Source organism: Paraburkholderia aspalathi (genome assembly GCF_900116445.1).
In the GTDB taxonomy this organism is placed as follows: Bacteria; Pseudomonadota; Gammaproteobacteria; order Burkholderiales; family Burkholderiaceae; genus Paraburkholderia; species Paraburkholderia aspalathi.
Genome location: NZ_FPBH01000022.1, coordinates 98,969 through 123,242, shown reverse-complemented (window position 1 = coordinate 123,242; position 24,274 = coordinate 98,969). Strand labels below are relative to the sequence as shown.

Here is a 24,274-nt window from a genome sequence, read left to right as displayed (position 1 = left end):
GACATGTCCTCTTGGCTAGGGGTAAGTCGGGTAATGGCGATGTGGCGTTATGTGGCAAAGTGAGGCAATACTTGACATTAAAATTGATGCTTTGTAGATTGTCAACAACAGACAACAAATCGCAAATCATCAACCGCAGTCATCAGCAGTTGCTTAAGAGGGTTGCAACACGCAGTCGTCCCGTAGCACCGGTCGTTTTCGTCGCTGGCCGCGACGCCACTTTCTCAAGGGGTCTGGAAATGAAGGAACAGTCGGGGTTTAAAGCTTGTAGAGGTCGTCTGAATATGGCGTTGCGCTGTCTGGTCGCCGCCACCGTCACGCTCGGCGCGGTCCAGTTCGCGCAGGCAAAAACGCAGTTGCTCGTCTACACGGCGCTCGAAGACGAAGCGATGAAGCCCTATAAAGACGCGTTCGAAAAGGCCAACCCGGATATCGAAATCCGCTGGGTGCGCGATTCGACTGGCGCGGTCACGGCCAAGCTGCTCGCCGAAAAGAACAATCCGCGTGCCGACGTGGTGCTTGGACTCGCGGCATCGAGCCTGACGCTGCTCGATCTGCAGGGCATGCTGATGCCGTACGCACCGAAGGGCTTCGACAGTCTGACGCGCAAGTACAGCGACACGAACACGCCGCCGCACTGGGTCGGCATGGACGTGTGGGGCGCGACGGTCTGCTACAACCGCGTCGAAGCGGAGAAGCGCCATTTGCCTAAGCCCACGTCATGGGAAGACCTGACCAAGCCTGTCTATAAAGGCATGATCGTGATGCCGAGTCCGGTGTCGTCCGGTACCGGCTATCTGGACGTGACGTCCTGGCTGCAAACCTTCGGCAAGGACAAGGGCTGGCAGTACATGGACGCGTTGGACAAGAACGTCGCGCAATACGTGCACTCGGGTTCGAAGCCCTGCACGCTGGCGGGCACCGGCGAATTTCCGATCGGTATCTCATTCGAATTCCGCGGGCATGAGTTGCAGGCGCAAGGCGCGCCCATCGACCTGATCTTCCCGAAAGAGGGCTTGGGCTGGGACATGGAAGCGACCGGCATCATGAAAACGACAAAGCAGCCGGACGCGGCCAAAAAACTCGCGGACTTTATGGCCAGCAAGGAGGCCAATGAAATCACCGCGCAGTGGTGGGCGATCGTTGCGTACCCGGGTGTCGCGAAGAAACTCTCCGGTATCCCCGACAACTATTCGGAACTGCTCGTGAAGAACGATTTCACATGGTCCGCAAAGAACCGCGACGCAATTCTCGAAGACTGGCAAAAGCGCTACGGCAACAAGGAACAAAAGTAAGGCCAGGTTCAACCAGGTCTTGACGAGGAGCGCCGGGGCGCGCGCTGCGTGACCCCCGAACGACGCAGCGACCCAGCGTTACAGCGCACGGCAGTGCGTCACGCCACGTCGACATGCAAGCGGAAGCGGAGGAGCAGATGACAACGTATTTGAGCGTAGAGCGGGTCTACAAGCGGTTCAACGACACGCCGGTTCTGGAGGACATCAATCTTGGCGTGAAGAAGGGAGAAATGCTCTGCTTCCTCGGCCCGTCGGGATGCGGCAAGACTACTTTGCTGCGCATCATTGCCGGGCTCGAAACACAGAGCGCCGGCCAGATCACGCAGGACGGCCGCGATATTTCGCGGCTGCCGCCTCAGCTTCGCGATTACGGCATCGTGTTCCAGTCGTACGCGCTGTTTCCGAATCTGACCATCTTCGACAACGTGGCCTATGGTCTCGTGAATCGCAAGATGAAGCGCGCGGCGATCGCCGATCGTGTGAACGAACTACTCGCCCTGGTCGGCTTGCCGGATGCGCAGAAGAAGCATCCGAACCAGTTATCCGGTGGGCAGCAGCAGCGTATCGCGCTGGCGCGTGCGCTCGCAACGTCGCCGGGTTTGCTGTTGCTCGATGAGCCGCTGTCTGCGCTGGATGCGCGTGTTCGTGTGCGGCTGCGCCAGGAAATCCGCCAGTTGCAGCAGCGCCTCGGCGTGACCACGATCATGGTGACGCATGACCAGGAAGAAGCGCTATCCATGGCCGACCGCATCGTGGTGATGAATCAGGGTGTGATCGAGCAGATCGGCACGCCGCACGAAATCTATCGCGAGCCGGCCTCGCCGTTCGTTGCGGATTTCATCGGCAAGGTCAATCTGATTCCGGCCGAGGTGGCACGCGACGGCAGTCTCAAGGCGGGCTCCATCGCGCTGCGCTACGGGTGCGGATCGGAGCGCGCGGTGCTTGGTTCGAAAGTGTCGGCGTTCGTGCGGCCGGAAGACATTCACCTCAGTGCGCCGGGCAACGAGGCGGACAACCTGTTGCCCGCCTCAGTCGAAAAGCTGGAATTCCTCGGTGCGTTTTGCCGGGTCAGCTTCAAGGTGGATGGGCTCGGCGAGCAGGAGATCGTCGCCGATCTGTCGTTTCATGAAATGCATCGCACCCGCCTGCAGCCGGGATCGCGCTTCAATCTGGCTATCAACCGCGAACATGTGTGCGTCTTTTCCGCCGCGAAGGAGCGACTCCAATGAGCGCCGTTCTGATCGAGCGCCGCAGCGGCGAGGAAGGTCATGCCGAGGTGCGCCAGAAGAGCCATTGGCATGACCGGATCGCGCAGTTGGCGCTTGTGTTGATGTCCGCGTTTCTCGGTGTGTTTCTGCTTTTGCCGCTGGCCTTGGTGATCGGCAAATGTTTCGTCGATGCGGATGGCCATTTCGTCGGACTCGCCAATTTCACCGGCTATCTGGTGAATTCCGGCGTGTGGACGTCGACGCTGCATTCGGTCACGGTGGCCTGCCTCGTGACGGCGATCGTGATTCCGATGGCCTTTACGTTTGCGTATGCACTGACCCGCTCGTGCATGCCGATGAAGAACGCCGTTCGCACGGTCGCGCTGCTTCCGCTGCTCGCGCCGACGTTGCTGTCCGCTGTGTCGTTCATCTACTGGTTCGGCAACTCGGGCATCCTGAAGCCCTTGCTTCACGGGCATTCGATCTACGGGCTGCCGGGCATCGTATGCAGTCTGGTGTACGCCGCGTTTCCGCATGTGCTGATGATTCTCGTGACGGCGCTGTCGCTATCCGACGGACGTTTATACGAGGCGGCCGAAGCGATGGGCACACGCCGCGCGCGCAAATTCTTCACGATCACGCTGCCGGGCGCGAAGTATGGCCTGATCAGCGCGACGATGGTGTCGTTCACGATCTGCATCAACGACTTCGGCGTGCCGGTCGTGATCGGCGGCCCTTATTCGGTGCTCTCCACGGACATCTATAAGCTCATCATCGGCTTGCAGGATTTCAACCGGAGTGCGGTGGTCAGCCTGCTGCTGCTCTGTCCGGCGCTGGTTGCGTTCGCCGTCGACTTCTTCATTCGCCGCAAGCAGCAATCGCAACTCGGCGCGCGTTCGACGCCTTATCAACCGAAACCGGCACGCGGCTTCGACATCGCGATGCTCGGGTACTGCGGCTCCGTTTGCATGTTGCTGTTGGCGGTGGTCGGCATTTCGGTGTTCGCTTCGTTCGTGAAGTTCTGGCCGTATCAGATGAGCCTCGGCTTGCAGCACTACAAAATGGGACTGATCGGCGCGGGGATTTTCGATGCGTACAAGAACAGCCTGAAAATGGCCGCATGCGTGGCGATCGGCGGCACCATCATCGTGTTCGGCGGCGCGTATCTGGTGGAGAAGACACGTGGACCGCGCTGGTTGCGCGGCTTTATCAATCTGTGCGCGATCCTGCCGATGGGTGTGCCAGGTCTCGTGCTCGGCATCAGCTACATCTTTCTGTTCAATTCGCCCGCCAATCCTTTGAACGGTCTTTACGGCACGCTCGCGCTGCTCGCGATCGTGACGGTGGTGCATTACTACTCGTCAAGCCACTTGACTGCGGTCACCGCGCTTCGTCAGATCGACAACGAGTTCGAAGCGGTCTCGGCTTCGCTGAAAGTGCCTTTCTACAAGACGTTTTTGCGCGTCACCGTGCCTGTATGCCTGCCGTCGATCCTGCAGATCGCGCGTTATCTGTTCGTCAACGGCATGACGACGGTGTCGGCGGTCGCGTTTCTCTATTCACCCGACACGCAACCGGCCTCCGTCGCCATTCTCAATCTCGACGACGCCGGCCAGATTGGACCCGCCGCGGCGATGGCCACGCTGGTCCTCGTGACGGCGGCGTTCGCCTGCGTACTGTTTGCCTGCGTATCGCATGGCGTATTGCGTAGAACCCAGGCATGGCGCACCACGCGCCGTGGCTGAAACAAGTCTTCATCAAGATCGATAAGGAGCTACTGTGAATCTGCCTTCCCAGCCCATTCTGCTCACTCCCGGTCCGCTCACGACCTCAGACCGCACGCGTCAGGCGATGCTGCGCGACTGGGGATCGTGGGACGGCGATTTCAATCAGATCACCGCCCGTGTCCGCCAGCAGACGCTGCGCATCGTGCATGGCGAAGACACCCATGAATGCGTGCCCTTGCAAGGCAGCGGCACGTTCTCGGTGGAAGCTGCGATCGGTACGCTGGTGCCGCGCGATGGGCACGTGCTGATACCGAACAACGGCGCGTATTGCCAGCGCATCGCGAAGATTTGCCGGGCGCTCGGCCGCCGTCATCAGACACTCGATTATCCCGAAGACACGCAGGTCAAAGCGGCTGACGTCGATCGTGCGTTAGCGGCTGACCCAAGCATCACGCACGTCGCGCTCGTGCATTGCGAAACCGGTGCCGGGGTGCTCAACCCGCTGCATGAGATTGCCATGGTTGTCGCAAAGCACGGCCGCAGTCTGATCATCGACGCGATGAGTTCATTCGGCGCCATCGACATCGACGCGCGCCAAACGCCGTTCGACGCGGTCGTGGCCGCCTCTGGAAAATGTCTGGAAGGCGTGCCCGGCATGGGCTTCGTGATCATCCGCCGCAGCACGTTGGAGCAATGCGAGGGCAACAGCCCCTCGCTTGCCATGGATCTGTACGATCAATGGGTCTACATGAGCCGCACCACGCAGTGGCGTTTCACGCCGCCCACTCACGTCGTCGCGGCACTCGATCAGGCGATCGCGCAATACGTGGAAGAGGGCGGTCTCGAAGCGCGCGGCGCACGCTATGCGAGTAATTGCCGCGCGCTGATCGAAGGCATGGCCGCGCTCGGATTTCGAACCTTTCTCGACCCTGCGATTCAGGCGCCGATCATCGTCACGTTCCATGCGCCCGATGATCCCAACTACGACTTCAAGACGTTCTATACCGAGGTGAAAAAGCGCGGCTACATCCTGTATCCGGGCAAGCTGACCCAGGTAGAAACATTCCGTGTCGGCTGTATCGGGCACTTTGGCGATAGTGGCATCCCCGGCGCGGTCGCCGCGATCGCCGATACGTTGAAGGCCATGGGAATCAGGCAGGTGTCGGCGAAAGCGTTAGCCTGAGTTGGCTTAAGCATATCCACGGGCGAAGGCTTCTTTCCGTTGGCGCCGAGAGAAGTCTTTCCTTTTGCCGCGTGGCGTTAAACCGTTGTATCAATGTGAGCAATTCATGCGTCCGTTCTGGATTGAACAAGCACTCTTCGCCGATGGTTCACTGGCGCCCGCACTGCAAGGTGCGACGACGGCCGATGTCTGCATCGTCGGTGGTGGTTTCACCGGTTTGTGGACCGCCATCCAGGCGAAGCAGAAGAAACCTGATCTCGACATCGTGATCATCGAGAGCGATCTGTGCGGCGCGGGCGCGAGCGGCCGCAATGGTGGCTGCCTGCTGACATGGTCGACGAAGTTCTTCACGCTGCGGCGTCTGTTTGGCGAGGCCGAAGCGATCCGATTGGTGAAAGCGTCCGAAGCAGCCGTGGGACGGATTCGCGATTTCTGTGTCGAGCACGCGATCGATGCCGAGCTTCGGCTCGACGGCACGCTCTACACGGCGACATCACGTGCGCAAATCGGCCTGCTCGATCCGGTGATCGCAGCACTGAGTGAACACGGCATCAATTCGTATCAACATCTCGCACCGGGCGAAGTGGCGAGCCGCTCCGGTTCGGCGCGTAATCTCGGTGGCGTGTATTCGCCGGTCGCGGCAACGGTGCATCCGGGCAAGCTTGTGCGCGGATTGCGGCGTGTCGCGATTGAAATGGGCATTCGTATTTATGAACGTACGCCGATGCTCGACTTCACGTCAGGCGATCGCGTAACCGTGCGCACGCCGGCTGGCAGCGTCACGGCGCCCAAACTGGTGCTCGCGATCAATGCGTGGATGGCGAGCCGCTTCAAGCAGTTCGAACGCACGCTTGCCGTCGTTTCCAGCGACATGATCGTCACCGAGAAATGTCCGGAGTTGCTGCAACAAATCGGCTTGAAAGACGGCGTGTCGGTGCTCGACTCGCGCATCTTCGTTTACTACTATCGCAGCACGGCGGACGGCCGGTTGATGCTCGGCAAGGGCGGCAATACTTTTGCATGGCGCGGCCGGATCGCGCCCGTGTTCGATCAGCGCTCCCCGTATGAAGCGGATCTGACGCGCAGCCTGCACGATTTCTTCCCCGCGTTGCGCGATGTGCCGGTCACTGCGAGCTGGAACGGTCCGTCGGATCGCTCGGTCACGGGCTTTCCGTTTTTCGGCAGACTCGACGACGCGCCGAACGTGCTCTATGGCTTTGGTTATTCAGGCAACGGCGTTGGACCGACCTATATGGGTGGGCAGATTCTGTCATCGCTGTTGCTCGATCTCGACAACGAATGGACGCGCAGTCCGTTGACGAAGGGACCGTTGGGCTATTTCCCGCCCGAGCCGATCCGGTACGTGGGTTCGATTACTGTGCGCGACGCGATTCGGCGCAAGGAGCGCGCGGAAGACGAAGACCGGCAGCCCTGGCTGGTCGATCGCTTGCTTAGCAAGCTCGCCAATGCCGCGGGGAAGTCGGATAAAGCCTAGTGTAATGACGGCCCCGCAGCGCCGAGCGCGGGGCCGCGTACTCAGCGGTCCGGCCCTGCTTCAGGCGTTGCCTGTATTGCCGCTATTACCAGCAGACGCGGCCCAGTGCTCGTGGGCACGCCGCATTCTCGCGAGGCCATGCGCGACGTGTTCGCGCACGAGCGCGACGGCGCTTTCCGTATCGCCCTTGGCGAGCGCGTTGACGATTTTCTCGTGTTCCGTCACCGACGTCGCCAGCGCGCTCTTTTCCGATTCGATCGCAGCCTGACGCAGCAAACCAAGCTGGCGAACGAGATGCCGATAGGTTTCGATCAGGTGCTGGTTGCCGACGCCCGTTACCATCGCATCGTGCAACTGGACGTTCAATGCCGTGTAGCGCGTGAGGTCGTGATCCTTCTTCGCCGCTTTCATCGACGTAATGATGCCTTTGAGCGTGGCGAGCGTTTCAGGCGTCATTCGATTGGCCAACGAGCGGGCGACCGATTCGTCCAGCATGGCGCGAACTTCATAGATTTCTTCGGCCTCGCGTAACGACAGCGCGCGCACCGTGACGCCGCGGTTTTTCTCCGTTTTCAGCAAACCTGCCTGTTCCAATGCGCGGAACGCCTCGCGCAGTGGCCCGCGAGACACATTTAATCGCGTGGAGACTTCGACTTCGTTCAATTTCTCTCCCGGGGCGAATTCCCCCGAGACGATGCTGCGTTCGAGCATTTCCTGCACTAGCGTCGCAAGGGAATGCCGCTGCAGCAGTTCGATGGCGCTAGACGTGGTTGACGTGGTCATGATCGGCGATTAGAACAAAGGATGGGATAACAGACCGTGGGCTTCTTTGACCATAGCCTGCCAGCTTGTCTATTGTCAACAATCGTCAACACGCGGAGAAATCCATGTCCAGTCTCGCAGCCGACAACGGCATCGTCACCGTACCCACGCAGCGCACGGTCGACCAGGCCGCCGACGCGCTTGCCTCACTGATCGAAGCGAAAAACATCATCCTGTTCGCGCGCATCGATTTCGCGGCGGATGCACAGCGCGCGGGGCTTGCGATGCCGCCGTCACAGTTGCTTGTGTTCGGTAATCCGCGGGCGGGGACGCCGCTGATGCAGGCCGTGCCGAGCGTGGCGCTCGATCTGCCTCTCAAGGTGCTGGTGTGGCAGGACGGCGATGGCAGGGTGTGGCTCTCGTATAACGCAACGAGCTATCTGCAGGCGCGGCATGGTGCGCCTGCAGAGTTGATGAAAGCTATCGACGGCATCGGCGCGCTCGTGCAGGCCGCCGCGGCCGGCTGAGCGCACGCATCGTTTCGCGTCGTTACTCGGCGCCGCGAACGATACGCAGATCGCGTTCGACACCGTCGCCCAGTGCTTCAAGCGCTTTCTTGTAGGCGTCGCTCTCATAGGCGGCAACGGCCTGCTCGTAGGTCGGAAACTCGATCACGACGGTCCGCTCTTTCAAACCTTGCTCGTGTGCTTCTTCGGCGACGCCGCGCACGATAAATTTGCCGCCGGCGGCTGCTACCGCGGGCGCTGCCAGTTGTGCATACGCGGCCAGTTTCGACGGGTCTTTCGTCGCGCGGTATGCGGTCACCCAATATCCCTTGCTCATGTGAATCTCCTGGTTTTGCGGCGTGAAAGTAGTGGTCGCGTTGCAAAGCAACGACGCGGGAATTATGTCACTTCGAGCATTCCCGCGTGCGCTTCACGAGCGCGCACGTGTTCGGCCGGTTTGCGTCCATCCGCGCCGCCGCAATTACCAATCGACATAGTTTCCCCCGATCACCCCCGGCCAGCCTTAATTAGCAAGCACCGCCGCAGATCCCTCCGCGCGTATCCCCTTGCGATAACGTCCGAGCCCCACGATTCCAACCAGCGACACCGCCGAAAGCACGCTGAAGAAAATCGCCAGCGGCAGCCACTCGCCCTTGTAGTTCTGCGCGAGCATCGTACCGATCAGAGGCGTCGTCCCACCGGCGATCGTCGCGCACAGTTGATAGGCGATCGAAATGCCGGAGTACCGAACTTGCGTGGGAAATGCCGGCGTCATGAAACCGGCGATGACCGCATAGACAGCGGACAGCACCACCACCGCGAGCGAGATACCCGTCACGATCGCGACCGGATTTTGTGTCTGGACGAGCAGAAACATCGGGTAAGGCGTGAGCATGGATAGCAGGGCAGCACAGGTCAGAAAGCGGGTCTCTCCGAACCGTTGAGCCAACAGCGCCGAAACCGGCTGGGACGCCAACTGGATGAGGGTGACCACAAACAGGCAATCGAGAATGAACGATTTCGACATGCCGAGATATCCGGTGACATACGAAATCATGAACGTATTGGTGAAGAAGAACCCGGCGGAGCCGATTGTCGTGGCCATCGCCGCCATGACGATCGGATACCACGCGGTGCGCAGCACTTCCTTGACTGGCGATTTCAGCACCTCGCGATTCTTGCGAAGCTGCTCGAACTCGGGCGACTCCTTAACACCGAGACGGATAGCCATGCCGATCAACAGCAGCACGAAGCTGGCCAGAAACGGCAGGCGCCAACCCCAGGCAACGAAGCTTGCGTGATCGAGCGAGGTGACGAGCCGGAACGATACGAGTGAAAGAATCAGTCCGGCCGGGCTGCCCATCTGCGGAAAGGACGCGAAGAACGTCTTGCGGCCGGTTGGCGCGTGCTCGCTCGCCATCAGTACCGCGCCGCCCCATTCGCCGCCCACGGCGATACCCTGGAGAATCCGCAACAGCACGAGCGAAATAGGTGCCCAGATGCCGATGCTGGCATAGCCGGGCAGCAGGCCGATGCCGGTGGTGGCGATCCCCATCAGGAACATGGTCAGCAGCAGCATCTTCTTGCGGCCCAGCTTGTCGCCGAGATGCCCGAACACCGCGCCGCTCAATGGGCGTGCAATGAAGCCCACAAAGAACGTGCCGAACGAAGCCATCGTACTGAGGAAATGATTGCTGCTCGGGAAGAACACCTCGCCGAGCACGAGCGCGGCGGCCGTCGCATAGGTGTAGTAGTCGTAAAACTCGACGGCCGTGCCGATAAAAGCCGCGGTGGCGGCGCGCACAGGCTGATGGGTCTGTTCAGAAGGGGACATGGGGAATCCTGTTGTTGAACGCGCAGCGTTGGCTTGACCGCTGTCTTTATCGGTCGCCGAAATACGCCCGCCAAATTCGGATTTTTAATCTTCAGTATCAAAGCGGCTAATGCTTGGCCCGCTTATGCGTTGCCGCTTTCCTCAACGGCGCGGAGCAGCGCGTCACGCGCGATCAGCCGTTGCGCATTGTTGCGCTCCGGGTAGTCGATCCATACCGATCCGATAGGGGATGGATTCGCCTGCTGTGCTGCGTGTGCGTCGACGAGCGCGAGCGCTGCCCGCACGTCTTCGGCCGACGGCGTCAGCGCGCGGTGAATCGCGGGCACGTGTTCGGGAAACACGACGCTCTTCGATGCGAATCCGAGTTGCGTGGAGAGGTCCAGGTCCTGCCCAAGCACCTGCGCCGACCGGTACGTACAAGGAAGATCGATCGGCACGCAGCCGGCGGCAATACACTCGATCAGAAAGCGGCTGCGTGCGTAAAGCAGTTCGTGACCGCCCGGCGTGCGGCGCGCGCCGAGATTCGCCGCCAGGTCTTCGACCGCCAGCATGCAGCACTTCATCCGTGCACCCACCTGAAGTAGCGCTCCCAGATTGACCAGACCCTTTGCGGATTCGATAACTGGAACCACCTCCGTCGAGCCCGCCGGAATGCCCAGCTTGCGCTCGATGACGGCCAGCGCATCGTCGAGCGCGGCCAGTTGAGCCGCGCTCTCCGCGTGTGGCAGAAAAATCGCCCGTGGGGTGCCGGACATGACGCCTTCGAGATCGGCATGGCCGTCATGCTCCAGTTTGTTGATCCGTACCGAGCCGACCGTGCCGGCGCGAGCCGCCTCGCGCAATAGCGTGACGATGCGCTCGCGTGCCTGCGGCCGGTCTTGCGGCGAAGTCATCTCTTCGAGATCGGCGACGATTGCATCTGCACCGCTTTGCAGCGCGACCGCGTGGGCTTCGGCATGGTTGCCGGGTACAAAGAGCCATGTGCGCCGGATGCCGGGTGGACGAGGCGTTTGATGCGCGTTCATACGGCCTGCCCAGCGCGGGCCAGCATCGCGTGAAGCAGCACATCCGTGCCACGCGTGACGTCTGCCGGCAAAGCGTCTTCGGCTTCGTTATGGCTCAGGCCATCGACGCAGGGGATGAAAATCATCGCGGTCGGACAGTGTTTCGCGAGATGGATCGCGTCATGTCCGGCACCGCTGACGATACGTTGATGTGGATAGTCGAGCGTCTCTACTGCGTTGCTGACAGCCGCAATGCAGTGAGGATCGAACGGCGTAGCAGGACTGACCCAATGCTGCCCCACTTCGACAGTCAGGCGCCGTCTTCTGGCGACGGCATCGAAGCGCTCGCGCAGCGCGGCTTCCATTTTTTCGATCATCGCATCGTCGGGATGGCGCAGATCCACCGTGAACGACAGGTCCGCCGCGATCGTATTGCGCGACGCATTGCGTATGTGCAGTTCGCCGATGGTGGCGAGACCCTGTGGAAAGAAATCTGCCGCGATGCTCTCCAGTTCCGCCGCCATTTCCGCGCTCGCGAATAGCGCATCGCGGCGGTACTGCATCGGGGTCGTGCCTGCGTGCGCGGCCTGGCCACGCACGCGCACATCGAGCCAGCGAATCGCCTGGCCGCCCGTGACGACGCCGATCGGCACGCCGCTTTCCTCGAGCACCGGACCCTGTTCGATATGCGCTTCGAAGTAGGCGTCGAAGACGATGCCGGGCACGGCGCGCGTGCCGGCATAGCCGGTTGCTTGCAATGCCTGCTCGACCGATGTCCCTGCAGCGTCGCACGTGTTCAACGCCTGGGCGAGCGGCATGACGCCTGTGAAGGCTGCTGAACCGAGCATGGCCGGCGTGAAGCGCGCGCCTTCCTCGTTGGTCCACACGACGATTTCGATGGGCTTGTCGGTTTGAATGTTCGCATCGTTCAGCGTGCGGACGACTTCGAGCGCGGCGAGCACGCCATAGACCCCGTCGAAGCGGCCGCCCTCGGGCTGGGTGTCGAGGTGGCTCCCGCTTGCTACGGGCGCGGCGTCGTTCCGTTTGCCGGCGCGTCGCGCGAAAAGATTGCCGACCTGGTCGACGGATAACGTCAGCCCCGCGTCGACACACCACTGCGAGAAAAGCGCCCGGCCTGCCGCGTCCTGTTCGGTCAATGCGAGGCGCCGCACGCCACCGCCTGCCGTGGCGCCCACAGCGGCCATGTTCATCAGGCTCGTCCAGAGCCGCTCACCATTGAGCTTTAGCATCACACACTCCTGAAGTCGCGGCGTACTGACCGCGTCGGGTTCGTCGTGATGCCTTTATCCGTAATCAAAAATGATAAGTCTAATTTCTAATTCTAATCCTAAGTATAATTTTGGCGGATGATGAAACCAGTGAGGCTCATCGTGAGCAAAGACCGCCCGGACACTTATCTGAACGACCGCCTTGACTGGAACCTGCTGCGTACTTTTCTTGCCATTGCGAAAGAAGGCAGCGTGAGTCGTGCAGCGACGAAGCTGCACCTGACGCAGCCCGCCGTGAGCCAGGCGCTGCGCCGGTTGGAGGAGCAGTTGGGGCTGCGCCTCGTGGATCGCCACGGTCCGCGTATCGAGGTCACGCAGGCCGGTATCGAAGTGAAGCAGATTGCCGAAGACGTGTACGGCACGATCTCGCGGCTGTCGCTGGCCGAGGTGGATCGCGAACACGATATCTCCGGCATGGTGCGCGTGAGTACCGTCAGCGGAATCGATTTTCCGGCCTACGACACGTTTCTCGCCGAGTTCCATCGCACGTATCCGCGTATCGAGCTCGAAAGCCAGGAAATGCGCAGCGCCGATGTGGTGAACAGTCTCCAGCAAAAGTCCGCAACACTCGGACTGACGCCGCGGCGCGCGTTACCCAAACGAGTCGACAGCCGCGTGTTTCTGCGTCAACGGTATGCACTTTTCTGCGGACGTCATCATCCGCTCTTTGGGCGCGACGATCTTCGGGTCGCCGATCTCGCCGGCGAGAAGTTCGTCTCCTTCACGGGCGACAAAGTAGGCGACCACCTGTCGCCACTCACGTTCTTTCGTGACGAGATGGGCTTCACGGGGCGCGTGGTCGGCTCATCGTCGAGCATGACCGAGGTGAGGCGCTTCATTTTTGCGGGCTTCGGCATCGGCTGCCTGCCGGAACACGTCGTGCGCGACGATATCGCTCAAGGCCGCCTTCAGCGGCTGCCGCCGGATGAAGGCGTGGCTGACCTCGATATCTATATGCTGTGGTCACAGGACCGCAAGCTGAGCGCCGCTGAGGCTGCGTTTATCGACGCGCTGAATGTGTTCATCGACGGTCAGGCGGAAGGTGCCGGCCTCGAGCCTCACGCCTAGTAGCCGCGAGTCACGTCAACCACGTTGTGCAGCGGTTCGCCGCGGATCAGCCTGCGTGCGTTGTGCGCCACCTGCGTGGCGATCGTGTCCGAGCTTGCCACCGACGCCATATGCGGCGTCACGATCAGATTGGGCGCGCGCCATAAATGATCTTCGGGGGGTAACGGCTCGGTCGGAAACACGTCGACGATTGCACCGCCAATCTGCCCACTCGTCAGCGCCGCGATCAGGTCCGCAGGCACCAGATGTTCACCACGACCGACGTGAATCAGCTTTGCGCCAGGCCGCAAGTGCTCGAACGTGTTCGCGTTGAGAATCCAGCGGGTTTCGTGCGTGAGCGGCAGGAGACACACGAGGATGTCTGTCCCCTGAAGGAATGGCTTGAATTCCTGCGGACCGGCGAAGGTCGTCACGCCCGGCAGTTCGCGGGGCTTGCGCGCCCAGCCGCGTACTGCAAAGCCGAAGCGCCGCAAATCCGTCGCGACGCGGCTGCCGATTTCTCCCAGTCCCATGATGCCGACGGCGCATTCGGAAGCATCGCGCTGATCGTCGCGGAACCAGCGGTTAAGACGCTGATTGGCCAGCACACGGTCGAGTTGACGATGAAAGTGCAGCACCCCCCACGTGACGAATTCGCTCATTCCGCGTGCGTGTTGCGGATCGACGACCCGGCACAGCGGCACGGCGGGCAGGGCAGGGTCGGACAGAATGTTGTCCACACCCGCAGCGATGCTATGCACGAGCCGTAGTTTTGGCAACTCCGCCAGCGCGCCGGCCGGCGGGTTCCAGCACACGGCGATATCGGCATCGCCGCTGGACCGCTCGCCGTGCATCACGACATCGAATTCAGGGGCGGCGCGCAGAATCGGCTGCACCAGGTGTGACATGTCGAAGTCACGGCTCATCAGAACTAATTTGGTCATTGCATCGAATCGGAGAACGGGCCTAGTTGCGGTAGTCGGATTTCGGGTCGTCGATCAACCGTAACGCCGCGCGCCACGCCAACTCGGAAATTCCCGCGGAGTCGTCGCGAGCGAACTGGCTCGCGGTCAACTCGCACACTTCGCGCGGCGGGATGCGCAGCGCGCTGCCACCGGCCAGCGCCTGGATTTGCGCCTGACAGGCTCGCTCGAGGAAATAGATTTCGTGGAACGCTTCGGCTGCCGTGGAGCCGGCCGCAAGCAAGCCATGATTGCGCAGGATCATCGCCTTGCAGGAACCGAGGTCGCGCACCAGACGCTCGCGCTCGCCGAGTTCGAGCGCGATGCCCTCGTAATCGTGGTAAGCGAGCTTGCCGTAGAACTTCAACGCATGCTGACTGATCGGCAGCAGTCCCTGCTCCTGTGCCGATACGGCTGTTCCGGCGGCGGTGTGCGTATGGATCACGAAATGCAGATCGTCGCGTGCCGCGTGGATGGCCGAATGAATCGTGAATCCCGCGGCGTTCACACGAAACAACGCAGGGTCGCTGTGCGCCCGCTCATCGATGACATTGCCGAGATGATCGATCTTCACGAGGTCCGACGCGCGCATTTCGTGAAACAGCACGCCGTAGCGGTTGATCAAAAAGGCCGCCGGCTCGCCCGGCGAGTTGGGCAGGCGCGCCGTGATGTGCGTGTCGATCATGTCGGTCATGCGGAAGTGAGCGGCTAGCCGGTAGAGCGCCGCCAGTTCCTCCCGTACCTGCTGTTCGGTACCGATCGGCGTCAGTTTGTCGCTCATGTGATCGGATGTGGGCGTGGATTGCATTTCAGAAGACTCCCAGGTTCTCACGTGCTGTAGTGCGCGTAGTGTTCGTTAGCGCGTCAGTGTCCGTCAACTTCATTGTTCTAATGCAGATTATTAGCCGCGTGAATACTTTACGGCATGACGCACTGCAGGACCTCCTGAAGCGGCGCTTTGTCATTGAGGCGAGCCAGTATCGCGGGCTCCGCTCGGTCGGAAGCCTGCGCCATATCGATCACGGCGGCGAGGGCCGGTGCTTCGGCGAACAGTACACCGTTGTCGTCGGCCAGCACGATGTCGCCTGGGCGCACCACGACCCCGCCGCATATCACCGGCTCGTTAAACAGGCTCGACATCGTGTCGCGCTTTTTGGTCGTGAGCAACGACGTTCCGCGCGCGAACACCGGCAGCCCCGTGCTGCGTAATTCGAGGAGATCGGTCACCACGCCGTCGACGATAACACCCCTCGCGCCGGCGTTGAGCGCGGCGCATGCCGTGACCGCTCCGACCGGTGCATGCGTATGGTTGCCGCTCATGTCGATCACCAGCACGTCACCGGGTTTGAGTTGCGAGAGGGCGCGGTTCACGGGAATGGCGTCGGGCGACAGCAGCTTGAGCGTTACCGCGCGCCCGATCACCTTCACGTTGGGGACCATCGCGCGAAGATGATGGTCCGCGAAGCCGTCTTCCATGAAGTGCCCTAGCGTCGGGAAACTGACGGATTCGAGGCTGCGCAGTAAGGATGAGTCTGGCGTGGCTTGCATCAGAGCGGCATTTTCCGTTTTCATTTCAGGCCTTCACGAAAGGCTCGCGGTGGCGGCATTGGTGCGCGCCGCAGACGAGATATCGCGGCGAAGCGTTTCCGCGAGCAGCACGAGCGCGAGTACCGAAACAGCAGCCGAGCCCATCATGTACCACGCCACCGACGAACCGCGGCCTGTCGCGGACAACAGCGCGGTGGTGACAATGGGCGTGGCCGCACTGCCGAGCAGTCCGGACAACATATAGCTCACCGATAGACCGGAGTAGCGAACCTCGGTGCCGAACAACTCCGCGAGGAAGGTGGCGATGGGTCCATAGTTTGCGGCGAAGGCGGTCATCATCAGCAGATAGCCGAGCAGCGCGAACGGAAACTCGCGCGTATCCAGCAGCCAGAAAAGCGGAAAAGCGAGCAGGGCCTCGGCGACGATGCCGCCGATGATCACCGGCTTGCGGCCCACGACGTCGGATAGCTTGCCGAAGGCCGGCAACAACACGATGCAAAGCGCGCAGGCAATCAGCGCGATGGAAAGCATCGCGTTACGTGAGAAGCCCAGCGTCTGCGTTCCGTAGGTCAACCCGAAAGCGACGATCAGGTTGAACGAGGTGCCCGTCGACATCGTCGCGATGCCGCCGAGCAGAACCTGCTTCCAGTATCGGGTGAGGACTTCGGCGATCGGCAGCTTGACCTGCGCGTCAGCTTCCTTGATCTTGCGGAACGACGGGGTTTCCGATGTGTTCAGACGGATATAAAGCCCGACCCCCACGAGCAATGCGCTCGCAAGGAACGGAATGCGCCAACCCCAGGAGAGCAGTGCGTCGTTTGACAGCGTGGCGTTGCAGACCAGAAACGCCAGATTGGCGATCAGGGTGCCGGCCGGCACGCCGATCTGCACCCACGAGCCATACAGTCCACGCTTGCCGGCCGGTGCGTGTTCCACCGCCATCAGCACGGCGCCGCCCCATTCGCCGCCGAGCGCGAGTCCCTGAATGACACGCAAGGTGAGCAGCAGAATGGGCGCCCAGATGCCAATCGACGCGTAGTTCGGCAGCAGCCCAATCGAGAACGTCGCGATGCCCATGATGATGAGCGAGACCAGCAGCATCGCCTTGCGCCCGAGGCGGTCGCCGAAATGGCCGAACAGGGCGGCCCCGACAATACGCGCGAGGTAGGCGGAGGCGAACGTGCCGAACGCCAGCAAGGTGCCGACCAACGGGACAAAGCCGGGAAAGAACACCTTGTTGAAGACGAGTGCCGAGGCGGTGGCGAAAACGAACAGGTCATACCATTCGACGGTCGTGCCGATCACACTCGCCACCGCGATCTTTTTCATGTTGGCCGGGGTGCCATCTCCTGGCAGTGGCGCTGGCGTGTCCGCAGGGCGATAGGACGTCATGGGTTTCTCCTTGAGGCATGGCGGTTTCAGTGGATGAACGCAGCCATTGCGCGCATGGCCTGGTGCCTTTATCGGAAGCCAAAAACAATAAGTAAAAGTCTCATTTCTAATCCTTTGTATTAATGGAGCGAATGATCGGACGGTCGCTCCGGTGAGCGGGGGTGTCCTGTGCATAAAACAGTACCTTGCATTAAACAATACTGGGTGCTAGAGTTCGTTCGTCATCTCGCGGATCGGTGTGTTCGGCACCAGTGCATAGCAAGGTACCGTGCTATGCACACTAATGTAATGGAATTGAATGAAAACGCAGCTCAAGAAGGGAACGCTCGATATGTGCGTGTTAGCTGTCCTCGCCGGCGGCGACAGCTATGCGTACGAGCTCGTCTCGACGCTCTCCGAAACCATGGAGATCAGCGAGGGCACGATCTACCCGCTGATGCGCCGGCTGCAGGCCGAGGCGTGGGTGTCGACGTATTTCGTGGAATCCAGTTCGGGGCCGCCGCGCAAGTACTACTCGCTGACGGCGGCGGGCCGCAACAGTCTGGCGGAAATGCAAAGCGAATGGCGCAGTTTTGTCGATGAAGTCAACGGTGTGCTGGCCTTGTCCCGTACGCCCTCAGGAACAGGGGAAAAGCAATGACGCAGGACGCATTCATCCAGCAATTGCGCCACGAACTGCGGAGTTTGCCGAAGCAGGTGGTCGACGAAATCGTCGCCGACTATCGCGAGTACTTCGGTGACGCACTCGCAGCGGGCCGCAGTGAGGCGGAAGTGGTTGCAGCGCTCGGCGACCCGGTCAAGCTCGCACGCGAACTGAAGGCGCAGGCGAATTTCCGTCAGTGGGAAACGCGGCGCTCGTTCGGCAACCTGATGCGGGTGGTCGTTTCGATCGCGGGGCTTGGTCTGCTGCAATTGTTCCTGCTGATTCCGTTCATGTTCTATCTGCTGATGCTGACGATCGGCTACGCGGTTTCAGGCGCGCTGACGATTGCCGGGCTCGTGACGGTGGTTGCGCTCGGGAGTCATCACCTGTTCGGGTGGCCAGCGTTCCATTCGGTGCCGTTCACTTTCGAAAGCAGCGACGTGAAAACGGGTCAGCAGGCGAGCGCCAACGGAAACGACGACGATGATGACGACGACGCGGATGACGCCCCCAAACAGGGCGACCCGCGCCTCGCAACCGCCAATATGAAGGTGTTCCGGGTGGACGGCGACCGTTTCGTGCTGCGGCCAGATGCAGCCACACGGATTTCGGTTGTGACGCTGGCCGGTCCGATCGACATCAAGAACGACGACGGCAAACTCAAGATCAGTTCCGTCGGCGGCGCGCGCGATCTGTTCAAGGTCGACCCGGACGGCACATGGTCGATCGCAGCCACCGACATCGTAGCGCTCGATCTTAAGGATGGCGAAGGAGACAAGGTATCGGTCGCGCGCATCGGAACCGGTGCGAAGGCGCTGGCGTGGGACATCAGGAACCACGGCGACCACGTGTCCTTCGTGCAGGGCGCGGACGGCAGCGGCAAGCGTCTGGCGGTCAACAGCGGCTCGGATTCGGTCGTGATCGATCGCGACCACATTTCGATCAAGGACGGTTCGGACAACGTCGTGATCGTCGGGCCGCATGGCTCGGGCATCGGCGCAATGATTTACGGATTTGCGATGCTGGTTGCCGGCATCGTCGGTTTGTGGCTGTGTTTGTGGTTGACGCGCATCACATGGCGCGCTTTGGTCCGCTATGTTCAGCGGCAACTCGATCTGATTACTGCTCGACTCGACGAAGGGCAATCCGCCTGAAGTGCGGCGCAGGTTGACTGACGTCTCTATCCTCATTCGATGAAAAGGAAACGGTCATGAACATGCATTATTCAGGCGGTACGGCAGTCCCGGCACACCGGCAACCTGCTTCGGGGCTGCGCTATCCAGATGGTCGCGTGGTCAGCGTCGAGAATGTTGCCGGCTGGCTCGCAGAAGGGGTTCGTATCGCTCGCGCGAATCCGGTGCTGTGGCTCGTGGCGATTCTCGGCTGCGCCGATTTCGTCACGCTGTTTGAACTGGCGCCACCGTTGCGCGTGCTGGCGGTGCTCGTCGGGCCGGTCCTCGCCGCTGGTTTGGTGCTGATGCAGGAACGTGCGAGCAATGCACGCCCTTGGTCGATCCGCGAGACGATCGAAGCCGTCAACGTGCATCGCAATGCGTTGATCATGATCGGGCAGTGTGGCGCTGCCGTTGCCTATGCGGGGCACCTGATCGCGTTTGTGGCGTTTCATGTGTCGATGAAGACATCTGTTGCACCGAATGGCGTGCATGATCTGACGATCGTGTACGGTGCACATAACGGCACGGGCAATGCGCTGGAGCCGGTGCTCAATATGCTGGCCTATGCGCTTGCGGCATCGCTCGTATGGTTCGCGCCGGCGCTGGTTGTTCTGAACAACGTTTCGCCTCTGAACGCGATGGCAGCGAGTGTGCGTGCCGTGGCGCGTAACTGGCGCGTCGCTTTGGTGTTCGGCATCGCCATTGCCGCCGACATGTGGCTTGCCACCTTCGCGCCGCTTCTTTTGCGCGGCTTGCTGGTGACACCGCTGGTCAGCGCGCTGATCGTTCTGTCGATGTACGGCGCGTATCGCGGCATATTCGAGAAGTCGTAAGTGACGGGTTCGCGCTGGGGTGAAAAAGATAGCTGCCCGGTCAAGATAACGATATCGGAATTGAATCATTCTCACGAAGCGTCCTGATCGCTACGCTTGCAGAAATCTTGCAAGCGAGGGCATATGGCCGCTTCTGTTTCTACGTCTTTTTCCACGCGGCGGCGCACGCTGAAGCTGCTCGGCGCGGTGCCGGCGCTTGCCGCAACCGGCGCGTTTCATTCACTCAACGTGCAGGCCGCCGATCTGGCATCGACCACGATCGTGCTCGGCGACCAGGCCGGCGGCACACGAGCGCTCGCCGAAGCCGCCAAGGTGCTCGACGGCACGCCGTACGCATTTCGCTGGGCCAACTTCCAGGGTGCTGCGCCACTCTTCGAAGCGCAACGCGCGGGCGCCGTCGATCTTGCCCCCGCGGGTGACTTGCCTGTGCTTGCCGCGGCTGTTGGCGATCCGACCTTGAAGATCGTCGCGACGCGTGTGGGTTCGGGCGCGCAACTCGGCATTCTGGTTGCGCCCAATTCACCGATTCGAACCGTGGCGGATCTGAAGGGGCGCACCGTGTTCGTGTCGTCGGCGCGCGGCAGCATTTCGCAATTCCAGTTGTATGGTGCGCTCGCCGAAGCCGGACTTTCGAAGGACGACGTCAAGGTCCGGTTCATCCTGCCGGTCGATGCGTTTGCTGCGTTCGCGTCCGGATCGATCGACGTGTGGGCGACGTTCGATCCGTACTACGGTATCGCTGTTCAACGTGGCGCACGTATTTTGCGCGACGGTTCTGGGATCAATAGTGGTCTCGGCTTCATTACTGCATCGGGCGCCGCACTTGCTGATACACGCAAACGCGCGGCTATAGCAGACGTTCTGCTTCGGCTGCAACGCGCGGGTGATTGGGCGCTCGCGAACCCCGATGCCTACGCGCAGATCTACTCGACCTTGACGCGCTCGCCGCTCGACGCCGCGAAGCAGATCACGCAGCGCGCGGCATTGAAACAGCACTTCGTGACCGACGCGGATATCGCCGCGCTCCAGAAGGTTGCTGATAGCGCGGATCGCGACGCTATCTTGCCGCGCCGCATCGATGTCCGCGCGATTGCCGAGACGCATATCGCGAAGGTTTGACGCGAACGGTGGCGCGCCTCGCGGCGCGCTGCTCCGCGCCCAGCGGCGCGCGTTCGCCCGGCGTCTTCCGTCTCCGGCGGCGCCTGCCATCGCCGGCAACCCCTTCCACGCCGGCAATTCCCTGCACCCCGACACCTCCCCTTCCAACCCGCACCCCGGGTGAACCCGAATTGCCACACGGCCTCGTCGCGCCTATCTTTCTACATCATACGTATGACATAGAGAGCAAATCGTGGCGACTTTGCACAGGCAGGTCCTGAATCAGATGGGCGAACAGATTTGTTCAGGCAAATTCATGCCCGGTGACATTCTTCCCGCCGAGCCGGTGCTTGCCGAACAGATGCAGGTGAGCCGCATCACCATCCGCGAGACGATGAAGTCGCTCTCCGCCAAGGGCATGCTGCAGGTGCGCCGCCGCTACGGCACGGTCGTGCTGCCGCGTGCGCAATGGCAGTTGTTCGACCCGGACGTGATCATGTGGCGCGCGCGTGCAAGCTCCGTCGAGCCCGGCCTCATCGAAGACCTGATGGAACTGCGCCTGATCATCGAGCCGAACGCGGCCAGGCTCGCCGCGAAACGCGCGACTGACGAAGACCGCATCGCGGTCCGGCGCGCTTTCAAGGCAATGGAACGCGCGGTCGCCGGCCACGGCGAGTACGTTCCCGCCGACCTGGCGTTTCACGGCGCCATCCTCACTGCTTGCCACAACCAGTTCGTCCAGCAGATGCAGAACGCGCTGTCGGCGATCCTGCGCACCAGTTTCGAACTCAGCTCTGAAATCGCCGGCGGTCCGGCCCGTTCGCTGCCGATGCACGAGGCGCTGTGCGTCGCGATTGAGAAGGGGGATCCCGTGGCGGCGGAAGAGGCCGTACTCACGCTCATCAGGCGCGCCGAGCAGGACTTCGAGGACCGCGCCGCGCTGGACCGAACCGCTAACGATCAACCCGCGTAGCAATCGCCATAACCCATTTCATCGCGACCCTCGTCGGGATCGCGAGGGGCGCACTCGCGCCTCGTTTCTGAACATCGAGAGGACACACGTATGACACAACTATTCGATCTGAGCGGCCGCACGGCACTCGTTACCGGCTCGGCGCGCGGCATCGGATTCGCGCTTGCCGAGGGACTGGCGGCCGCCGGTGCGAACGTCATCCTGAACGGCACGCGCGCCGACACGGTGGCCGAAGCGGTCGCCCGTCTGAGCGACAAGGGTTTCAATGCGCAAGGCCGCGCCTTCGACGTGACCGACGAAAGCGCCGTTGCCGAAGCATTCGCGCAGTGGGACAAGGACGGCGTGCCAGTCGATATCGTTGTCAACAATGCCGGCATCCAGTTTCGCAAGCCGCTCGTCGAACTCGAACTGAGCGACTGGCAGCGCGTAATCGACACCAATCTGACGAGCGCCTTCATCGTCGCGAAGCAGGCTGCACGCCGCATGATCGCGCGCGGCACGGGCGGCAAGATCATCAACATCGGCTCGCTCACGAGCGAAGCCGGGCGCGCGACGGTCGGCGCCTATACGGCGGCGAAGGGCGGCATCAAGATGCTGACCCGCGCCATGAGCGCCGAGTGGGCGGCCTCGGACATTCAGGCGAACGCGATCGGCCCGGGTTACATCCTGACGGACATGAACAAGCCGCTGATCGAGAACGCCGCTTTCGACGCATGGGTCAAGAGCAGCAATCCCTCGCAACGCTGGGGCAAGCCGGAGGAACTCGTCGGTACGGCGGTATATCTGGCCTCACCCGCGTCGAGCTATGTGAACGGCCAGATCATCTACGTCGATGGTGGCTGGCTAGCCGTTCTTTAAATGCAGGTTCGCGCGGGTAGAGCAAAACAAACAGCCAATCGCGCCAGGTCGTTCATGCGCCGCACTGATCCGGAGACATCATGGAAAGCGTCAAACCCGTAGCAACTCAAAGATGGTGGTATCTGATGCCCATCATCTTCATCACGTATAGCCTCGCCTATCTCGACCGCGCGAACTACGGCTTCGCCGCCGCGGCCGGAATCGACAAGGATCTCGGCATCACGCACGGCACCTCGTCGCTGATCGGCTCGCTGTTCTTTCTCGGCTACTGCCTGTTTCAGGTACCCGGTGCGATTTACGCACAGCGCAACAGCGTCAAGAAACTGATTTTCTTCAGCCTGATTCTGTGGGGGCTGTGCGCGGCGGCGACCGGCATGGTCAGCAATATTCCGATGTTGATGGTGCTGCGCTTCACGCTCGGCGTCGTGGAGGCGGCCGTGATGCCGTCGATGCTGATGTACATCAGCCGGTGGTTCACGCGTAGCGAACGCTCGCGCGCCAATACTTTCCTGATTCTCGGCAATCCGGTGACGGTGCTGTGGATGTCGGTGGTGTCGGGTTATCTGGTTCGCAGCTTCGGCTGGCGCGAGATGTTTGTCCTCGAGGGCATGCCCGCCATCGCATGGGCGGTGGTCTGGTGGTTCACGGTGAAAGACCGTCCGGCCGACGCCCCCTGGATGAGCGACGCCGAAAAGACTGAACTCGATGCGCGCCTGAAGGCCGAGCAGGCCCATATCGCGCCGGTGCGCAACTACAAGGCGGCGTTCCGTTCGTCGATTGTGATGAAGTTTTGCGCGATACATGCGCTGTGGAGCATCGGCGTATACGGCTTCATCATGTGGCTGCCGTCGATTCTCAAAGCCGCCTCGACGATCGACATCGTCTCGGTCGGCTGGCTTGCCGCGGTGCCCTATCTCGCCGCAATCATCCTGATGCTGCTCGCGTCGTGGCTCTCGGACAAGACGCGCAATCGCAAGCTGTTCGTCTGGCCGCTACTGCTCGTCGGGACCATTGCGTTCGTCGCTTCCTACCTGATCGGCGGCTCGCACTTCTGGATCTCGTTCGCGCTGCTGGTCGTTGCAGGTGCAGCGATGTACGCGCCGTACGGCCCGTTCTTCGCACTCGTGCCGGAACTGATTCCGAGCAACGTGCTGGGCGGCGCGATCGGTCTCATCAACGCATGCGGCGCGCTGGGGGCGTTCCTCGGTTCGTGGGTGGTGGGCTATCTGAACGGCGCGACCGGCAGCCCGGCGGCTTCGTACATTTTCATGGCGACCGGCCTGCTGCTTTCGGTGATCCTGATGATGACCGTGCCCGCGAATGCCGACGAGCACGCCAAGCGTGATGCTTCGTTGTCGCTGCATCGTACGTAACGCCCGGGGAATCTCTCGTGCAGGTCCGTGTTTCCCCACACCTCGGACGTCACGTTTTGGCGAAGAAGC

Annotated in this window: 23 protein-coding genes; 14 read left to right on the top strand and 9 right to left on the bottom strand. The window is 61.5% G+C overall.

What is annotated here, in order from left to right; translation table 11 throughout:
- Positions 1-284: 284 nt before the first annotated feature.
- The 5 genes from BM438_RS28905 (at position 285) to BM438_RS28885 (ending at position 6,908) form a co-directional block, all read left to right on the top strand.
- Positions 285-1,295 (top strand): putative 2-aminoethylphosphonate ABC transporter substrate-binding protein, encoded by a 1,011-nt coding sequence (locus BM438_RS28905; RefSeq protein WP_244179471.1) that lies wholly within the window; start codon positions 285-287, stop codon positions 1,293-1,295.
- Between the two features lie 137 nt (positions 1,296-1,432).
- Positions 1,433-2,524 carry a putative 2-aminoethylphosphonate ABC transporter ATP-binding protein gene (locus BM438_RS28900; RefSeq protein WP_093641579.1) on the top strand — a complete coding sequence of 364 codons (1,092 nt, stop codon included), beginning with the start codon at positions 1,433-1,435 and terminating at the stop codon, positions 2,522-2,524.
- Entirely contained in the window at positions 2,521-4,248 is a 1,728-nt protein-coding gene (locus tag BM438_RS28895) for a putative 2-aminoethylphosphonate ABC transporter permease subunit (protein ID WP_093641417.1), read from the top strand. Before BM438_RS28900 ends, BM438_RS28895 begins: the two co-directional genes overlap by 4 nt.
- 34 nt (positions 4,249-4,282) lie before the next feature.
- Complete coding sequence (locus BM438_RS28890) at positions 4,283-5,413, top strand: 2-aminoethylphosphonate--pyruvate transaminase (RefSeq protein ID WP_093641415.1); 1,131 nt, start codon at positions 4,283-4,285, stop codon at positions 5,411-5,413.
- A 106-nt stretch (positions 5,414-5,519) separates the two neighbouring features.
- The gene (locus BM438_RS28885) at positions 5,520-6,908 is read left to right on the top strand and encodes an FAD-dependent oxidoreductase (protein WP_093641413.1); all 1,389 of its coding nucleotides are present in this window, start codon (positions 5,520-5,522) and stop codon (positions 6,906-6,908) included.
- Positions 6,909-6,968: 60 nt separating this feature from the next.
- Here BM438_RS28885 and BM438_RS28880 read toward each other — a convergent pair whose 3' ends face one another.
- On the bottom strand, positions 6,969-7,691 hold the full coding sequence (locus BM438_RS28880; RefSeq protein ID WP_093641411.1) for a phosphonate utilization associated transcriptional regulator: 723 nt from the start codon (positions 7,689-7,691) through the stop codon (positions 6,969-6,971).
- Positions 7,692-7,795: 104 nt separating this feature from the next.
- Here BM438_RS28880 and BM438_RS28875 point away from each other — a divergent pair, with 104 nt between their 5' ends.
- A complete protein-coding gene (locus tag BM438_RS28875; RefSeq protein ID WP_093641408.1) occupies positions 7,796-8,197 on the top strand; it encodes a DUF302 domain-containing protein in 402 nt (133 codons plus the stop codon).
- A 22-nt stretch (positions 8,198-8,219) separates the two neighbouring features.
- On the opposite strand, the gene BM438_RS28870 is transcribed toward BM438_RS28875, so the two are convergent.
- The 4 genes from BM438_RS28870 to BM438_RS28855 all read right to left on the bottom strand — a co-directional run bounded on the left by BM438_RS28870 (position 8,220) and on the right by BM438_RS28855 (position 12,264).
- Complete coding sequence (locus BM438_RS28870) at positions 8,220-8,513, bottom strand: DUF1330 domain-containing protein (protein ID WP_054039434.1); 294 nt, start codon at positions 8,511-8,513, stop codon at positions 8,220-8,222.
- Positions 8,514-8,699: 186 nt separating this feature from the next.
- Positions 8,700-10,010, bottom strand: a complete 1,311-nt coding sequence (locus BM438_RS28865; protein WP_093641405.1) for an MFS transporter — start codon at positions 10,008-10,010, stop codon at positions 8,700-8,702.
- 122 nt (positions 10,011-10,132) lie between these two features.
- Positions 10,133-11,035: an HpcH/HpaI aldolase/citrate lyase family protein gene (locus tag BM438_RS28860; RefSeq protein WP_093641402.1), complete on the bottom strand. Its 903-nt coding sequence runs from the start codon at positions 11,033-11,035 to the stop codon at positions 10,133-10,135.
- Positions 11,032-12,264, bottom strand: a complete 1,233-nt coding sequence (locus BM438_RS28855) for a Zn-dependent hydrolase (RefSeq protein ID WP_093641399.1) — start codon at positions 12,262-12,264, stop codon at positions 11,032-11,034. The genes BM438_RS28860 and BM438_RS28855 overlap by 4 nt, the downstream gene beginning before the upstream one ends.
- 141 nt (positions 12,265-12,405) lie before the next feature.
- Here BM438_RS28855 and BM438_RS28850 point away from each other — a divergent pair, with 141 nt between their 5' ends.
- Positions 12,406-13,371, top strand: coding sequence for a LysR family transcriptional regulator (locus BM438_RS28850; RefSeq protein ID WP_244179470.1), 966 nt, complete (start codon positions 12,406-12,408; stop codon positions 13,369-13,371).
- Here BM438_RS28850 and BM438_RS28845 read toward each other — a convergent pair.
- The 4 genes from BM438_RS28845 to BM438_RS28830 form a co-directional block, all read right to left on the bottom strand.
- Positions 13,368-14,294: a 2-hydroxyacid dehydrogenase gene (locus tag BM438_RS28845; protein ID WP_167378474.1), complete on the bottom strand. Its 927-nt coding sequence runs from the start codon at positions 14,292-14,294 to the stop codon at positions 13,368-13,370. The two genes, BM438_RS28850 and BM438_RS28845, sit on opposite strands and share 4 nt — an antisense overlap.
- Positions 14,295-14,316: 22 nt before the next feature.
- A complete protein-coding gene (locus BM438_RS28840) occupies positions 14,317-15,093 on the bottom strand; it encodes a class II aldolase/adducin family protein (protein WP_093641393.1) in 777 nt (258 codons plus the stop codon).
- A 137-nt stretch (positions 15,094-15,230) separates the two neighbouring features.
- The gene (locus BM438_RS28835; RefSeq protein WP_244179469.1) at positions 15,231-15,788 is read right to left on the bottom strand and encodes an RraA family protein; all 558 of its coding nucleotides are present in this window, start codon (positions 15,786-15,788) and stop codon (positions 15,231-15,233) included.
- Between the two features lie 105 nt (positions 15,789-15,893).
- A complete protein-coding gene (locus tag BM438_RS28830) occupies positions 15,894-17,252 on the bottom strand; it encodes an MFS transporter (RefSeq protein ID WP_093641390.1) in 1,359 nt (452 codons plus the stop codon).
- Between the two features lie 298 nt (positions 17,253-17,550).
- Here BM438_RS28830 and BM438_RS28825 point away from each other — a divergent pair, with 298 nt between their 5' ends.
- The 7 genes from BM438_RS28825 (at position 17,551) to BM438_RS28795 (ending at position 24,205) form a co-directional block, all read left to right on the top strand.
- Positions 17,551-17,892: a PadR family transcriptional regulator gene (locus tag BM438_RS28825; RefSeq protein WP_054039365.1), complete on the top strand. Its 342-nt coding sequence runs from the start codon at positions 17,551-17,553 to the stop codon at positions 17,890-17,892.
- On the top strand, positions 17,889-19,049 hold the full coding sequence (locus BM438_RS28820) for an HAAS signaling domain-containing protein (RefSeq protein WP_093641388.1): 1,161 nt from the start codon (positions 17,889-17,891) through the stop codon (positions 19,047-19,049). Before BM438_RS28825 ends, BM438_RS28820 begins: the two co-directional genes overlap by 4 nt.
- Positions 19,050-19,105: 56 nt before the next feature.
- Positions 19,106-19,903 (top strand): BPSS1780 family membrane protein, encoded by a 798-nt coding sequence (locus tag BM438_RS28815; RefSeq protein WP_093641385.1) that lies wholly within the window; start codon positions 19,106-19,108, stop codon positions 19,901-19,903.
- A 123-nt stretch (positions 19,904-20,026) separates the two neighbouring features.
- Entirely contained in the window at positions 20,027-21,022 is a 996-nt protein-coding gene (locus BM438_RS28810) for an ABC transporter substrate-binding protein (RefSeq protein WP_093641382.1), read from the top strand.
- Between the two features lie 232 nt (positions 21,023-21,254).
- Positions 21,255-21,974 (top strand): FadR/GntR family transcriptional regulator, encoded by a 720-nt coding sequence (locus BM438_RS28805; protein ID WP_093641380.1) that lies wholly within the window; start codon positions 21,255-21,257, stop codon positions 21,972-21,974.
- Between the two features lie 90 nt (positions 21,975-22,064).
- Positions 22,065-22,832 carry an SDR family oxidoreductase gene (locus BM438_RS28800; protein WP_093641377.1) on the top strand — a complete coding sequence of 256 codons (768 nt, stop codon included), beginning with the start codon at positions 22,065-22,067 and terminating at the stop codon, positions 22,830-22,832.
- A gap of 80 nt (positions 22,833-22,912) precedes the next feature.
- Positions 22,913-24,205 carry an MFS transporter gene (locus BM438_RS28795; protein ID WP_093641374.1) on the top strand — a complete coding sequence of 431 codons (1,293 nt, stop codon included), beginning with the start codon at positions 22,913-22,915 and terminating at the stop codon, positions 24,203-24,205.
- Positions 24,206-24,274 lie beyond the last annotated feature (69 nt).

Bases quoted from the DNA above. Each gene is read 5' to 3' on its own strand.
- BM438_RS28855 (WP_093641399.1), bottom strand. From the start codon at position 12,264: ATGCTAAAGCTCAATGGTGAGCGGCTCTGGACGAGCCTGATGAACATG.
- BM438_RS28815 (WP_093641385.1), top strand. From the start codon at position 19,106: ATGAACATGCATTATTCAGGCGGTACGGCAGTCCCGGCACACCGGCAA.
- BM438_RS28870 (WP_054039434.1), bottom strand. From the start codon at position 8,513: ATGAGCAAGGGATATTGGGTGACCGCATACCGCGCGACGAAAGACCCG.
- BM438_RS28885 (WP_093641413.1), top strand. From the start codon at position 5,520: ATGCGTCCGTTCTGGATTGAACAAGCACTCTTCGCCGATGGTTCACTG.
- BM438_RS28830 (WP_093641390.1), bottom strand. From the start codon at position 17,252: ATGACGTCCTATCGCCCTGCGGACACGCCAGCGCCACTGCCAGGAGAT.
- BM438_RS28840 (WP_093641393.1), bottom strand. From the start codon at position 15,093: ATGAGCGACAAACTGACGCCGATCGGTACCGAACAGCAGGTACGGGAG.
- BM438_RS28880 (WP_093641411.1), bottom strand. From the start codon at position 7,691: ATGACCACGTCAACCACGTCTAGCGCCATCGAACTGCTGCAGCGGCAT.
- BM438_RS28810 (WP_093641382.1), top strand. From the start codon at position 20,027: ATGGCCGCTTCTGTTTCTACGTCTTTTTCCACGCGGCGGCGCACGCTG.
- BM438_RS28905 (WP_244179471.1), top strand. From the start codon at position 285: ATGGCGTTGCGCTGTCTGGTCGCCGCCACCGTCACGCTCGGCGCGGTC.
- BM438_RS28795 (WP_093641374.1), top strand. From the start codon at position 22,913: ATGGAAAGCGTCAAACCCGTAGCAACTCAAAGATGGTGGTATCTGATG.
- BM438_RS28900 (WP_093641579.1), top strand. From the start codon at position 1,433: ATGACAACGTATTTGAGCGTAGAGCGGGTCTACAAGCGGTTCAACGAC.
- BM438_RS28865 (WP_093641405.1), bottom strand. From the start codon at position 10,010: ATGTCCCCTTCTGAACAGACCCATCAGCCTGTGCGCGCCGCCACCGCG.
- BM438_RS28845 (WP_167378474.1), bottom strand. From the start codon at position 14,294: ATGACCAAATTAGTTCTGATGAGCCGTGACTTCGACATGTCACACCTG.
- BM438_RS28825 (WP_054039365.1), top strand. From the start codon at position 17,551: ATGAAAACGCAGCTCAAGAAGGGAACGCTCGATATGTGCGTGTTAGCT.
- BM438_RS28895 (WP_093641417.1), top strand. From the start codon at position 2,521: ATGAGCGCCGTTCTGATCGAGCGCCGCAGCGGCGAGGAAGGTCATGCC.
- BM438_RS28800 (WP_093641377.1), top strand. From the start codon at position 22,065: ATGACACAACTATTCGATCTGAGCGGCCGCACGGCACTCGTTACCGGC.
- BM438_RS28860 (WP_093641402.1), bottom strand. From the start codon at position 11,035: ATGAACGCGCATCAAACGCCTCGTCCACCCGGCATCCGGCGCACATGG.
- BM438_RS28875 (WP_093641408.1), top strand. From the start codon at position 7,796: ATGTCCAGTCTCGCAGCCGACAACGGCATCGTCACCGTACCCACGCAG.
- BM438_RS28820 (WP_093641388.1), top strand. From the start codon at position 17,889: ATGACGCAGGACGCATTCATCCAGCAATTGCGCCACGAACTGCGGAGT.
- BM438_RS28835 (WP_244179469.1), bottom strand. From the start codon at position 15,788: ATGGAAGACGGCTTCGCGGACCATCATCTTCGCGCGATGGTCCCCAAC.